Here is a 14,304-nt window from a genome sequence, read left to right as displayed (position 1 = left end):
ACCGGGTTGTTGAGAGCTGATACTGAAGGAATGTGATATCAAATGACTGATCTCGCCAATGAAATTCTGCCAGTCAATATTGAAGACGAGTTAAAAAACTCCTACTTAGATTACGCAATGAGCGTAATAGTAGGACGTGCATTACCAGACGTACGTGACGGCTTAAAACCTGTTCATCGCCGCGTTTTGTTTGCAATGAACGAGCTTAGTAATGACTGGAACAAGCCTTACAAAAAATCGGCCCGTGTGGTCGGTGACGTAATCGGTAAATACCACCCACACGGCGACAGTGCAGTTTATGACACGATAGTTCGTATGGCTCAGCCATTCTCACTGCGTTATATGCTAGTAGATGGCCAAGGTAACTTCGGTTCGGTTGATGGTGATTCAGCAGCGGCAATGCGTTATACAGAAGTACGTATGGCTAAAATGTCGCATGAGTTATTAGCCGATCTTGAAAAAGAAACGGTTGATTTCGTTCCTAACTACGATGGCACTGAGTTCATCCCTGATGTTTTACCAACGAAAGTTCCTAATTTATTAGTGAATGGTTCGTCAGGTATTGCAGTAGGTATGGCTACAAATATACCACCACATAACTTAACTGAAGTTGTAAATGGTTGTTTGGCACTTATTCAAAATCCAGATTTAACTATTTTAGAGTTAATGGATTATATTCCTGGTCCTGATTTCCCAACGGCTGCAATTATCAACGGTAAGAAGGGTATTGAACAAGCCTACTTAACTGGCCGTGGTAAAGTGTACATGCGTGCACGCGCCGACATCGAAACCGATGAAAAAACAGGCCGTGAAACAATCATCGTTCACGAAATTCCTTATCAAGTTAATAAAGCTCGTTTAATTGAAAAAATTGCTGAGCTGGTTAAAGATAAGAAAATTGAAGGTATTAGTGCGCTACGTGATGAATCAGATAAAGACGGTATGCGTATCGTTATTGAAATTAAACGTGGTGACGTAGGCGAAGTTATTTTAAACAACTTGTATTCACAAACTCAGTTACAAACTGTGTTTGGTATGAATATGGTTGCGCTAATTAATAACCAACCTAAATGTTTCAATTTAAAAGAAATGTTAGAAGAGTTTATTATTCACCGTCGTGAAGTAGTAACTCGTCGTACAGTATTTGATTTACGTAAAGCCCGTGACCGTGCACACACGCTTGAAGGCTTAGCGATTGCGCTTGCAAACATTGACCCAATTATCGAACTTATTCGTAAATCCCCTACACCTGCTGAAGCTAAAATTGCTTTAACAGCGCGTCCGTGGGAATTAGGTAATGTACAAGGTATGCTTGAAAAAGCAGGTGAGGACAATGTTGCTCGTCCAGATTGGTTAGCAAGCGAACTTGGTATTCGCGATGGCCAATATTATATCTCTGAGCAACAAGCTCAAGCAATTCTTGATTTGCGTTTACATAAGCTAACAGGTCTTGAACACGAAAAAATCTTGACCGAATACCAAGCGTTATTAGAACTAATTGCTGAACTACTTTATATTTTGGCAACTCCTGAGCGTTTAATGGAAGTTATTCGTGACGAGCTAGTTGAAATTAAAGAGCAATATGGTGATGAGCGTCGCACTGAAATTAATGCAGCTGCTCACGATATCAGCCTTGAAGACTTAATTACTGAAGAAAACGTAGTCGTAACGCTTTCTCACGAAGGTTATGTGAAGTATCAGGCCTTGTCTGATTACGAAGCACAGCGTCGTGGTGGTAAGGGTAAGTCAGCAACGAAGATGAAAGATGAAGATTTCATCGAGCGTCTATTAGTTGCAAATACACACGATACTATATTGTGTTTCTCTACGGCCGGTCGTTTATATTGGCTTAAAGTATATCAGTTACCACTAGCGAGTCGTGCAGCGCGCGGTAAGCCAATTGTTAACTTGTTACCACTTGAAGCTGATGAACGTATTACTGCTATATTGCCAGTACGCGAGTATGCAGAAGATAAATACATCTTTATGGCAACAGCATTTGGTACAGTTAAGAAAACACCATTAACGGCTTACAGCCGTCAACGTGCAAGCGGTATTATTGCTGTTAACTTAAATGATGGCGATAGCTTGATTGGGGTGGATATTACCGATGGTAGCAACGAAATTATGTTGTTCACTGATGCAGGTAAAGTTGTACGCTTTAAAGAAGCTGAAGAAACAACAGTTGTTGATGAAAACGGTAACCCAGTATTAGACGAAGAAGGTAACCCTGAGATTCGTTTCAAAGGTGTTCGCCCAATGGGTCGTACTGCTACAGGTGTTCGTGGTATTAAAATGGCCGATGATCAACGCGTAGTATCGTTAATTGTACCAAAAACTGACGGTGCTATTTTAACGGTAACTGAAAATGGTTACGGTAAGCGTACACAACTAGAAGATTACCCATCTAAGAGCCGTGCAACACAGGGTGTTGTATCTATCAAGGTGAGTGAGCGTAACGGTGCTGTTGTTGGTGCTGTACAAGTTGATGATAACGACGAAATCATGATTATTTCAAATCGTGGTACCTTAGTACGTACTCGCGTTAATGAAGTTTCTACGGTTGGACGTAACACCCAAGGTGTTATTTTGATCAGAACTATTGACGAAGAGCAAGTAGTTGGTTTACAACGTATAGAAGAGATTGAAGTTACAGAAAGTGACTTGATTGATATTGAAGACGTTGAAACTGTAGATACGGTTATTGATGAAGTAGCGGATGATAATCCTCCTTCAGAATAATTGATATTGAAAAAGCGGCCTTGGCCGCTTTTTTTAATGTTGTTGAAAAAAATTAATAGGGTGTGAAGTTATATTCACTCACTAAAACTCAAAGGTTTAGTGGGTGGGTATTGAGCGTTCATGCTTAGTAGTTAAATTACTGGAATGAGGCAAAGGTAATGAGTAAATATAATTTTTGTGCGGGGCCAGCTATGCTTCCGCAAGCGGTTATGAAAAAAGCACAAAAAGAGTTTCTAGATTGGCAAGATTTAGGTGTGTCTGTGATGGAAATAAGCCATCGTAGCAAAGAGTTTTTAGCCCTTACAGCTAAATGTGAAGTCAGCCTTCGTCGTCTAATGAATATCAGTGATGAATTTGAAGTGCTGTTTATGCATGGCGGTGGTCGTGGTCAGTTTAGTGCTGTGCCATTAAATTTACACCAAGAAGGCAAAGTTGCGGTTTATTGCGAAAACGGCGTGTGGTCAAAAAGTGCAACAGACGAGGCCAACAAGTTTACTCAAGCAACCTCTATTGATGTGCGTAATGATGACAATGGCGAGTTTTCTATTAAACAGGTTGCTGATTGGGTGTTACCAGAAGATGCATCTTACATTCACTATTGCCCTAACGAAACGGTTGACGGCTTAGAAATTTTTGATGTACCAAGCCACCCAACTGCACCGATCGTTGCTGATATGTCGTCAACTATTTTATCACGCGAAATAGACGTTAATAAATTTGATTTAATTTACGCTGGTGCGCAAAAAAATATCGGCCCGTCGGGCATATCAATCGTTATTGTTCGTAAAACATTACTTGAGCGTGAAGGCTTACCTAAGCCAGGCATTTTAGATTACGCATTAGAAGCAAAACAAGGCAGCATGTTTAACACGCCTCCTACATTTGCTTGGTATTTAGCTGCTGAAGTATTTCAATGGCTTGAAAGTAATGGTGGCGTAAAAGCGATGGAAGTTCAAAATATTGCTAAAGCGCAGCTACTTTATGACTTTATTGATGAATCGAGCTTTTATACCAATAAAGTAGCTAAACATTGCCGTTCACGTATGAATGTTCCGTTTTGGCTTAATGATGAAAGCTTAAATGATAAGTTTGTTGCTCAGTCTAAAGATGCAGGGTTACTTGCTCTTGAAGGCCACAGAATTGTGGGCGGTATGCGCGCAAGTATTTATAACGCAATGCCTATTGAAGGTGTTCAAGCACTTGTAGACTTTATGGCTGCTTTTGCAAAGGAGCACAGCTAATGGAGCAGCTTCGTTTAGAACCTATTTCTAGAGTAAATGGCACAGTAACCCTACCAGGTTCAAAGAGTCTATCGAACAGAATTTTATTATTAGCTGCACTTGCAAGCGGTACTACCGTTGTAGAAAACTTACTTGATAGTGACGATATACGCCATATGCTGGGCGCCTTAAAGTTATTAGGTGTAAATGTAACTTTAAATGATGAACGCACTGTAGCCACCGTGGAGGGTGTTAGTGGTGTGTTTAATACACCGACTGAGCCATTGTTTTTAGGTAATGCGGGTACTGCTTATAGACCTTTAACGGCAGTACTTGCTGCCGTTGCTGGTGAGTACGAGCTAATAGGCGAGCCACGTATGGAAGAGCGCCCAATAGGGCACTTGGTTGACGCGCTGCAAGCATTGGGTGGTGATGTTACTTATACAAAGCACAAAGACTACCCACCACTTAAAATTGTGGGTGGCCAAATAAAAGGCGGTGAAGTTGAAATTGACGGCAGTATTTCAAGTCAATTTTTAACCGCTCTATTAATGGCAGCGCCATTATTTAACGGTGATACAACAATAACTATTAAAGGTACTTTAGTCTCTAAACCTTATATTGATATTACACTTGATGTAATGGCACGTTTTGGGGTTAATGTTGAGCACAGTGATTATGCAACTTTTAAAGTTAAAGGTGGTCAACAATATCAATCATTAGATCGCATAATGGTTGAAGGCGATGCATCTTCTGCTTCTTACTTTGTTGCTGCGGCTGCAATTGCAGGCGGTGAGATTGAAATTAAGGGCGTTGGCGCTAAATCGGTTCAAGGTGATATAGGCTTTGCCAAAGTAATGGAGCAAGTAGGCGCAAAAATTGATTGGTATGATGAACGTTTAGTTGTTCGCAAAGGCGAATTAAAAGGCGTGGATATTGACGCCAATGCAATTCCTGATGCAGCCATGACTCTTGCAACTGTTGCTCTTTTTGCCAAAGGCCCAACAGCCATTCGTAACATTTATAACTGGCGAGTAAAAGAGACAGACCGTTTATATGCAATGGCAACTGAGCTTCGTAAAGTAGGCGCACAGGTTGTAGAAGGTGAAGATTTTATAGAGATCACCCCACCTGAAACATTTAATGATGTTGCTGTTGATACTTACGACGATCACCGTATAGCCATGTGTTTTGCAATGGTTGCTGTTGGTGGAAAGCCAATAACAATTAATGATCCAAAGTGTACCTATAAAACATTTCCTACATTTTTCAATGTTTTAGCGTCAGTCAGTGAATAAGCTAATTAGAAGTAATTACAAAAGTTACACACTAATAGCAGATATATTTTAATAACTGACGTATAATGTCGCGGTTTATTTAGGTGTGCATTGCAGGAGGTTTTAAATGCAGGCGTTATTAATGCCCGTGATCACCGTTGATGGCCCAAGTGGTTCAGGTAAAGGAACTGTTTGTCGCTTGTTAGCCGACAAGTTAGGGTGGGATGTATTAGATAGCGGTGCGATTTATCGTGTTTTATCTTTAGCTGCACTTCATCACCAAATTGCATTAGACAATGAAGAAGGGCTTGTCCCGCTTGCTGCAAATTTAGATGTGCAGTTCTTGGTAGATAGCCAAACTAATGCAGGAAAAGTTATTTTAGAAGGCGAAGATGTCACCACTACTATTCGTAATGAAGAAGTAGGCGCTGCGGCATCAAAAGTTGCAGCATTACCTCGCGTTCGTGAAGCGTTATTACGTCGCCAGCGTGCATTTCGCACTGAAAATGGCTTAATTGCCGACGGCCGTGATATGGGCACTGTGGTTTTTCAAGATGCGCCGTTAAAAATATATTTAACAGCAAGTGCACAAGAGCGTGCTCGTAGACGCTTTGTTGAGTTGAATACGCGCGGCCTTGATGTTACACTAAGTGGTCTATTACAGGACATTCAAGCTCGTGACGAGCGCGATATGAATCGCACCGTTGCTCCGCTTGTACCTGCAGAGGATGCTATTGAGATCGATACTAGCGATCTTAATGCACAGCAAGTGTTTGATAAGGTAATAACTTTATTGGATATTGCTATCTCTGAAGGTAAGCTTCCTAAACGAAGCTAAACACATTTTATGCGCCAGCAGGATGCCAGTGCTATTTTAACAACCCCATGCAGCATGGTTGCTTATTGGTATTAATATATGAGACGTATATTCGTATGTCAGAAAATTTTGCGCAGTTATTTGAAGAAAGCTTAAAGGGTTTTGAAGCAGAGCAAGGCTCTATCGTTAAAGGTACAGTAATCTCTATCGAGAATAACATTGTACTTGTAGATGCTGGTCTTAAATCAGAAAGTGCTATCCCTGCAGAGCAGTTCAAAAATGCTGCTGGTGAACTAGAAGTTGCTGTAGGCGACGAAGTAGATGTTGCACTAGATGCAATTGAAGACGGTTTCGGTGAAACTATCCTTTCTCGTGAGAAAGCTAAGCGTCACGAAGCATGGATCCGTCTTGAGAAAGCATGTGAAGAGCAAGAGACTGTTACTGGTGTTATCAACGGTAAAGTTAAAGGCGGTTTCACAGTTGAAGTTGATTCAATCCGTGCTTTCCTACCTGGTTCACTTGTTGATGTTCGTCCAGTACGTGACACAACTCACCTTGAAGGCAAAGAGCTTGAATTTAAAGTAATCAAGCTTGACCAAAAACGTAACAACGTTGTTGTTTCACGTCGTGCAGTTATCGAATCTGAAAACTCACAAGAACGTGAAGAGCTTCTTGCTAACCTTGTTGAAGGCCAAGAAGTTAAAGGTATCGTTAAGAACCTTACTGACTACGGTGCATTCGTTGACCTTGGTGGTGTTGATGGTCTACTACACATTACTGATATGGCTTGGAAGCGTGTTAAGCACCCTTCAGAAATCGTTAATGTTGGCGACGAAATCGCAGTTAAAGTTCTAAAATTCGACAAAGATAAAACTCGTGTTTCTCTAGGCCTTAAACAGCTTGGTGAAGATCCATGGGCAGCTATCGCTGGTCGTTACCCAGAAGGTTCTAAACTTTCTGGTCGTGTTACTAACCTTACAGATTACGGCTGTTTCGTGGAAATCGAAGAAGGCGTTGAAGGTTTAGTACACGTTTCTGAAATGGATTGGACTAACAAGAACATCCATCCTTCAAAAGTTGTAAGCCTTGGCGACACTGTTGAAGTTATGGTTTTAGAAATTGACGAAGAACGTCGTCGTATTTCTCTTGGTCTTAAGCAATGTATTGCTAATCCTTGGCAGGAATTTGCTCGTCTACAAAACAAAGGCGATCAAGTTACTGGTAAGATCAAATCAATCACTGACTTCGGTATCTTTATCGGTCTTGACGGTGGTATTGACGGTCTTGTACACCTTTCAGACATTTCTTGGAATACACCTGGCGAAGAAGCTGTACGTGAATTCAAGAAAGGCGACGAAATCACTGCTATCGTATTGCAAGTTGACCCAGAGCGTGAACGTATCTCTCTAGGTGTTAAGCAAATCGAAGCTGACCCATTCAATAACTACCTTGATGCAAACAAAAAAGGTGCTATTGTTAAAGGTAAAGTGACTGAAGTTGATGCGAAAGGCGCAACTGTTGAACTTATCGAAGGCGTTGAAGGTTACATCCGTGTAGCTGATATCGCTCAAGAGCGCGTTGAAGATGCAACTACTGTTGTTTCTGTAGGCGACGAGATTGAAGTTAAATACGTTGGTGTTGATCGTAAGAACCGCACTTTAAGCTTATCTGTAAAAGCTCTTTTCGAAGCAGAAGAGAAAGAAGTACTAGAGAAGCTTAAGAAAGAAGAGCCAGTGTTTGAAAACGCAATGGCAGCTGCTTTCGCAAATGCACAAAAAGACTAATATATAATTAGTTTTTAGTTGGAAGGGCATTTTTTGCCCTTCCTATATCTCTTTTTAAGGAAACGCTATGACTAAGTCAGAATTGATAGAAATACTTGCGGAACAACACGCACACGTTCCAGTGAAAGATGTTGAGAATGCTGTAAAAGAAATTCTTGAACAAATGGCCGGCTCATTATCTACTTCAGATCGTATTGAGATCAGAGGTTTTGGTAGTTTCTCTTTGCATTTCCGCGCTCCTCGCACAGGTCGTAATCCTAAGACTGGCGATACAGTTGAGCTTGAAGGAAAGCATGTACCTCATTTTAAACCAGGCAAAGAATTGCGCGACCGCGTGAATGAAAGCATTGCCTAGTTAACTTAGTGGAGTAGTTACTTGTTCAAGGTATTAAAAATTATTCTGGTTGCACTATGCCTTATCAGTGCATTTGTATTAGGGTCACAAAACCCACAGTTAGTACAAGTAAATTACATTATAGCCAGTAATACACTACCTTTAGCTGTAATAATAAGTATCTGCTTTTTATTAGGTGTTTTGATTGGTTGTTTTATTAGCTTTAAATTGTTTTCGCAATTAAAATGGCAAAACTACCGCTTAAAAAAGCAATTAGCGCCTGAAAAAGATAAAAAAAAGCTTGCCGCGAATAAAGACACCTAACTATGATTGAGCTTTTGTTTTTACTATTACCTGTTGCCGCTGGTTACGGTTGGATTATGGGTAAAAATAGTGCTAAAAACCAAGCTCATCAACTTAATCGTCAGATCACTTCTGAATATAGCAAAGGCTTAAAATTTCTACTCGATAGAGAAGAAGATCAAGGCTTAGAGCATTTAATCAACTTACTTGAAGTTTCAGCCGACTCGGTTGAACACTATTCTACACTTGCCACCATGTTTCGCCGTAGAGGTGAATTAGACCGCGCAATAAAAATTCATGAACTTCTGTTAAAACACCCAAGCTTAAATGAACAACAAGCTGCAACTAGCCGTTTAGAACTAGCCGAAGATTATATCATGGCCGGACTACTTGACAGTGCGGAAGAGCACTTAGTTTGGTTAGTTAAAGCAGGGCATGTAGAAGCGCTGGACCCAATTATCACTTTATATTCGCAAACCCGTGAATGGGAAAAAGGCATCAACATGTTTGAAGCCCATAGCGAACTATTTTCAAAAGAACAGCAATTTAAAGCAATTGCTAATTTTTATTGTGAGTCAGCTTTAAGTGACAATACACCCCAACTAATGAGAAAAGCGATTAGCTTAAATTATAAAGCCGTGCGTCCGCTTTACGAGTTAGGGTTAGTTGCTTACGCAAAAGAAGATTACGTTAAAGCTATTTATTACTGGCGTGAACTTGTCTCTCAATTTACCTTGTTTGCTCCGTTGTTTATTGATGAGCTTGCACACAGTTATAAACAATTGAATTTGACGCATCAATTTCACGAGTTAGTCAGTGACTTGTTAGAGAAGGGCGGTGTATTAATTAAAATAAAGCATTGCCAAGCATTACTTGAGCAAGGTCACACCAAGCAAGCCTTTGAATTTTTAACTGATAGCTTAAAACGTCAACCTACTATTCGTGGTTTTAGTTTTTTACTGCAATTAATGGGTGACCAAAATAAAAATACTAAAGAAGTACTTAACGAAATTGATAAGCTTGTAACCTCTTATATTGCTACAAAACCAGATTTTCAATGCCAGCATTGTGGTTTTACAAGCTACACCATATATTGGAACTGCCCTTCTTGTAAGCATTGGGAAACCATTGTTCCAAGTCGAGGCTTAGACGGATTTTAATAACCCCATAATTAATAACTTTACTGCCATTCACTAGGATAGTTATGTCTTTCGAACACTCAAAAAAAATTCTTATTGCATTAGATTACGATGATCAAGAAGTTGCTTTAAACTTTGTTAAACAACTTTCTCCTGATACTTGCCGTCTCAAGGTCGGCAAAGAAATGTTTACCTATTTTGGACCTGCATTTGTTAAAGAGTTAATTGATTTAGGTTTTGATGTTTTCTTAGATTTAAAGTTTCATGATATTCCTAATACAGTAGCTAAAGCGGTTACTGCAGCTGCTAAAATGGGTGTGTGGATGGTAAACGTTCATGCTTCTGGTGGCTTTGAAATGATGAGCAAAGCTAAATCGGCTCTAGAGAAATTTGGTGACAAAGCGCCATTACTTATCGCTGTTACTGTATTAACAAGTATGGATGAAATAGAGCTTAAGCGTTTAGGTGTTGATAAATCAGCTCAAGAGCAAGTTATCTATTTAGCTAAGCTTGCAAAGGAAGCTGGGCTTGATGGTGTTGTGTGTTCTGCACAAGAAGCAAAAGCTTTAAAAACAGAGTTAGGTGATAGCTTTAAGCTTGTTACGCCTGGTATACGCCCTGAAGGGAGTGATGCGGGTGATCAAAAGCGTATAATGACTCCTAAGCAAGCTATAGATTCAGGAAGTGACTATTTAGTTATAGGCAGACCGATTACTCAAGCAGATAATCCTGTAAAAGTGCTTAGTGATGTTAATAACTCTATAGCTTAATTTAACAATAAGCAGTCATATAGTGCTAAAACCCCTTACCTTATGTGAGTTTTATGTTACATTAATAAAATCAAAATGTAGTAGGGGTTTGTTTTGAAGTTATTTTTTGGTTCTATAATAATTGTTATTGCGGGTTTTTCAGTAAATAAGTACGTTTTTTCTAATAAAGCATACGATGGTGTAACAACCGTTACAGATATAATTCCAACGTACCCAGTCGATATGTTTGATTTTAAAAAAACAATGCAAGATTATGCTCATCATCTGTGTTACAAAAATGAAGATACACTTATATCTCAGCATGTAAGCGTTAGTGAATGTATATCAAAGCTTGATGATAAAAAAACAGAATGTGAAAAAAAGGTTTTTCGTTTGGCACCGCTCAATCTTGAGTCGGAAGTTGAAGTACTTGATTATTCAAGGCAATATACGCAATGTACATTGCCTTATAAATATATTTTAGGTTAATTACAAACAGGTATTATTAGTAATTACAGCCAATTATAATTAAGATCTTAAGCGAATGGATTTCGCTTCAATATCTATTAACTCTTGTTTAAATAAGCCACCAATTGCTTTTTTATAATTAGCCTTACTTGTAGAAAACATCTTTTTTATTGCTTCAGGATCAGACTTATCACCAAGTGGAATAACACCGCCTTCGTTTTTAAGCTTTTGCATAATAGTTTCACCAAGGTCACTTACTTTTCCCATACCTGGCTTTTCTAGTACAACATCAATTTTTCCGTCGTCACGTACTTTTTGAATATAGCCTTTAAGCTTTTGACCCACAAATAAGCTTTTAAATACCATATTGTAAAAAACAACACCGAAGTGCGACTCTTCAATTAATACTTTGTAGCCAATATCTGTTTTGCCAGCAACAATTAAATCCACTTCTTGTAAGTGAGTATATTGCGGCTCATCTTTTGATAGGAAACGATTAAAGTTGTTTGAGGCACAAATACGTTGGCTTGCATTATCAAGATACAGGCGTACTAAATAAGAATGGCCTTCTTGCATGCGTGGTTTTTGTTCATTAAAAGGTGCAAGCACATCTTTCTCAAGGCCCCAATCTAAAAATGCCCCAATACTATTTATTTCTTTAACGCGTAGTAGGGCATACTCGCCAACTTGAGCATGTGGTTTCTTTATTGTTGCTGTGGCTAAATTAGCATTGTCTAAAAAGATAAATACACTAATACTATCGCCCGCTTCAAGCTCATGTTTTATTTCTTGTTTTGGTAAAAATACTTCACCTAAATCATGGCCGTCTAAGTAAGCACCTTCGTTACTCACTTCTTTTACAAATAATGTTTGTGTGGTTCCTAGGTAACTCATAATTATTCCTGCTCAGGCTTTTTTTTACGGCGCATTGGTGTATCGCCATCAATGTTCATCGGTGCTTTAATTGGTGCTGTAGGCTTTTTAGGTTTAGCTTTGCGTTTAAATGCAGGCTTTTTAACAGCGGCGGCTTTTTCTTTAGATTTGTCCCACGCTGCCTCAGGTTTTTTCTCTTTTAAACCTTTAAACTTAGCTTTTAAGCTCTCTATGCTCGCAAATTTTAATTCGTCATTTAAAAATGCTTTAATAGCTAAATAACTTGCCCAATCTTTTGGGCCAACTAATGAAATTGCATTTCCTTTAAAGCCAGCACGTCCTGTACGACCTATGCGGTGTACATATTCTTCAGCGTGTTTTGGTAAATCAAAGTTAATAACGTGCGTTACGCTCAACAAATCTAAACCACGAGATGCAACGTCGGTGGTGATCAATATTTTAAAGTTTTCGCGGCTAAACGAATCCATGATATCTAAACGTTTGTTTTGCGTTAAATCACCAGCAAGCGCTACAGATTTGAAGCCTTTAGCATTAAGCGCTTCACTCAAACGGCTCGTGTCAGCACGCGTTGCTGTGAAGATAATACATTGACCAACATCATCTTGGTTTAAAAAGTGCTCTAATAGCGCTTCTTTATGATCAAGGTGATCGGCAAGGTATAACGTTTGTTTAATATCGCTATGTTGCTCATTTGCTGCACTTAGCGTAATTTGCTTTGGTTTTTTTAATAGGTTACGTGATAGTGCATCTACTTGTGCATGGTCAAGTGTTGCAGAAAACAATAACGTTTGACGTAAACGGTGATTAGCTTGCTCGTTAATCATTTTTAACTGCTCGGTAAAGCCTAAATCTAAAATACGATCGGCTTCATCAAAAATAAGCAGCTCTAGTCCACTCAATTGCAATGAGCGTTTTGTAATGTGATCAGCTAAACGCCCAGGTGTAGCAACTACGAATTGTGGGTCGTTTCTAAGTGCTTTTATTTGGTCATTAAAGTTTTCGCCGCCAAGTATTTTAACTGCCTTAATAGCTGTGCCAGCAATTAATAAACGCAGCTGAGTAAATACTTGCGTAGCAAGCTCACGCGTAGGAGCAACAATAAGTACACGAGGATCGCGTTTGCTGAGTGCTTTTTGTTTCATAACCCTTTGTACAGCAGGTAATAAAAACGCCAAGGTTTTGCCCGACCCAGTTTTAGACTGAGCGAAAATGTCATGCCCTGCAAGTGCGGTAGGCACTGCATGCGCTTGAATATCGGTGGGCTGGGTGATCCCTTGATGTGCTAATTGTGTTTCAAGGCGTGTATCAATCCCAAGATCAGTAAACTGCAATGTGTGTTTCTCCAAAATGAGCAAATTAACTCTATAAATTTATTAGCGCATTATAGCTTACACAGCTAGGTCGCTAACAGTAAAAACCAATCTATAGCGCTATTTTTTGCAATTAAACTAAAAAAGCGTAAAATACGCGCCCCATATGCGCCGGATTTACGATTCGGTAAACGCCAATATTGGCTAACAAGGCAAAATAGGAAATATAATGACTGTTGTTCATAAAGATAATGTAACGGGCGATCACTTTGTAGTATGTGCGCTGTATAAGTTTGTAGGTTTACCTGAATTTGAAGCTATCCGTAAGCCATTATTAGAAGTGATGGAAGCAAATGAAGTACGCGGTACTTTATTGCTCGCTGCCGAAGGTATAAACGGCACTGTTTCTGCAAAACGTGAAGGGATAGACAACTTATTAGCATGGCTAGATGAGCAACCAAATTTAAAAAACATCGTTACAAAAGAATCTTACGACGATGAATGTCCGTTTTACCGAACTAAAGTAAAACTAAAAAAAGAAATTGTAACGATGGGCGTTGAAGGCGTAGATCCGTTAAAAGTTGTGGGTAGCTATGTTAAGCCAAATGAGTGGAACGCACTTATATCTGACCCTGAAGTAATTTTAATTGATACACGTAATGATTACGAAATTGAAATTGGTACATTTCAAAATGCGGTCGATCCAAATACTAAAACGTTCCGTGAATTTCCACAGTGGGCAAAAGAAAACTTAGACCCTGAAAAACACAAAAAAGTGGCGATGTTTTGTACTGGCGGTATCCGCTGCGAAAAATCGACAGCCTACATGAAAGAGCAAGGTTTTGATGAAGTTTATCACCTTGAAGGCGGTATTTTAAAATACCTAGAAGAAGTGCCAAAAGAAGAAACCATGTGGGAAGGCGAGTGTTTTGTATTTGATAATCGCGTTGCGGTTGATCACGACTTACAAAAAGGTTCTTATGATCAATGCCACGCGTGTCGTATGCCAATTACAGAAGACGAAAAGTTAAAGCCTGAATACATGGAAGGCGTCTCTTGTCATCATTGTATTGAAGAAGTTACGGACGAACAACGCGCACGTTTTGCAGAGCGCCAAAAGCAAATAGAATTAGCGCAAGCGCGTGGTGAAGGCCATATTGGTAATGAAGCACAAGCTGTTTTACAACAACGTAAAGAAGCTAAAAAAGCCCAAAAAGACGCTCAGCGCGGTAAATAAATTCTTACAATAAGTATTACATTTAAAGAG

At 39.4% G+C, this 14,304-nt stretch carries 13 protein-coding genes; 11 read left to right on the top strand and 2 right to left on the bottom strand.

From position 1 onward, the window contains the following. Nucleotides 1–42: 42 nt before the first annotated feature. The 10 genes from gyrA (at nt 43) to H5115_RS16435 (ending at nt 10,854) form a co-directional block, all read left to right on the top strand. Entirely contained in the window at nt 43–2,742 is a 2,700-nt protein-coding gene (gene gyrA / locus H5115_RS16480) for a DNA topoisomerase (ATP-hydrolyzing) subunit A (RefSeq protein WP_002961163.1), read from the top strand. 158 nt (nt 2,743–2,900) lie between these two features. Further along, the gene (serC, locus tag H5115_RS16475; RefSeq protein ID WP_182756355.1) at nt 2,901–3,983 is read left to right on the top strand and encodes a 3-phosphoserine/phosphohydroxythreonine transaminase; all 1,083 of its coding nucleotides are present in this window, start codon (nt 2,901–2,903) and stop codon (nt 3,981–3,983) included. After that, on the top strand, nt 3,983–5,260 hold the full coding sequence (gene aroA, locus H5115_RS16470; protein WP_039489784.1) for a 3-phosphoshikimate 1-carboxyvinyltransferase: 1,278 nt from the start codon (nt 3,983–3,985) through the stop codon (nt 5,258–5,260). Before serC ends, aroA begins: the two co-directional genes overlap by 1 nt. Before the next feature lie 106 nt (nt 5,261–5,366). Beyond that, nucleotides 5,367–6,077, top strand: coding sequence for a (d)CMP kinase (cmk, locus tag H5115_RS16465; RefSeq protein ID WP_002961166.1), 711 nt, complete (start codon nt 5,367–5,369; stop codon nt 6,075–6,077). Nucleotides 6,078–6,172: 95 nt separating this feature from the next. Next, nucleotides 6,173–7,840 carry a 30S ribosomal protein S1 gene (gene rpsA / locus H5115_RS16460; protein WP_002961176.1) on the top strand — a complete coding sequence of 556 codons (1,668 nt, stop codon included), beginning with the start codon at nt 6,173–6,175 and terminating at the stop codon, nt 7,838–7,840. 67 nt (nt 7,841–7,907) lie between these two features. Beyond that, nucleotides 7,908–8,195 carry an integration host factor subunit beta gene (gene ihfB, locus H5115_RS16455; RefSeq protein ID WP_002961178.1) on the top strand — a complete coding sequence of 96 codons (288 nt, stop codon included), beginning with the start codon at nt 7,908–7,910 and terminating at the stop codon, nt 8,193–8,195. A 21-nt stretch (nt 8,196–8,216) separates the two neighbouring features. Continuing rightward, entirely contained in the window at nt 8,217–8,498 is a 282-nt protein-coding gene (locus tag H5115_RS16450) for a lipopolysaccharide assembly protein LapA domain-containing protein (RefSeq protein ID WP_039489780.1), read from the top strand. 2 nt (nt 8,499–8,500) lie between these two features. Continuing rightward, the gene (lapB, locus tag H5115_RS16445) at nt 8,501–9,637 is read left to right on the top strand and encodes a lipopolysaccharide assembly protein LapB (protein ID WP_002961182.1); all 1,137 of its coding nucleotides are present in this window, start codon (nt 8,501–8,503) and stop codon (nt 9,635–9,637) included. 44 nt (nt 9,638–9,681) lie between these two features. Beyond that, nucleotides 9,682–10,386 (top strand): orotidine-5'-phosphate decarboxylase, encoded by a 705-nt coding sequence (pyrF, locus tag H5115_RS16440; protein ID WP_182756353.1) that lies wholly within the window; start codon nt 9,682–9,684, stop codon nt 10,384–10,386. Nucleotides 10,387–10,479: 93 nt separating this feature from the next. Beyond that, complete coding sequence (locus tag H5115_RS16435; RefSeq protein ID WP_039489775.1) at nt 10,480–10,854, top strand: hypothetical protein; 375 nt, start codon at nt 10,480–10,482, stop codon at nt 10,852–10,854. Nucleotides 10,855–10,893: 39 nt separating this feature from the next. Here the strand turns inward: H5115_RS16435 and H5115_RS16430 are convergent, their stop codons facing one another. Both H5115_RS16430 and H5115_RS16425 read right to left on the bottom strand, forming a co-directional pair. Next, nucleotides 10,894–11,727 carry a S1 RNA-binding domain-containing protein gene (locus tag H5115_RS16430; RefSeq protein ID WP_002961188.1) on the bottom strand — a complete coding sequence of 278 codons (834 nt, stop codon included), beginning with the start codon at nt 11,725–11,727 and terminating at the stop codon, nt 10,894–10,896. Nucleotides 11,728–11,729: 2 nt separating this feature from the next. Beyond that, the gene (locus H5115_RS16425; protein WP_149602754.1) at nt 11,730–13,058 is read right to left on the bottom strand and encodes a DEAD/DEAH box helicase; all 1,329 of its coding nucleotides are present in this window, start codon (nt 13,056–13,058) and stop codon (nt 11,730–11,732) included. Nucleotides 13,059–13,266: 208 nt separating this feature from the next. Here H5115_RS16425 and H5115_RS16420 point away from each other — a divergent pair, with 208 nt between their 5' ends. Continuing rightward, nucleotides 13,267–14,274 carry a rhodanese-related sulfurtransferase gene (locus H5115_RS16420; RefSeq protein ID WP_002961191.1) on the top strand — a complete coding sequence of 336 codons (1,008 nt, stop codon included), beginning with the start codon at nt 13,267–13,269 and terminating at the stop codon, nt 14,272–14,274. The last annotated feature ends 30 nt before the right edge of the window (nt 14,275–14,304 follow it).

Source organism: Pseudoalteromonas sp. SR44-2 (assembly GCF_014163745.1).
In the GTDB taxonomy this organism is placed as follows: Bacteria; Pseudomonadota; Gammaproteobacteria; order Enterobacterales; family Alteromonadaceae; genus Pseudoalteromonas; species Pseudoalteromonas distincta.
This window is presented reverse-complemented; position numbering and strand designations above follow the sequence as displayed.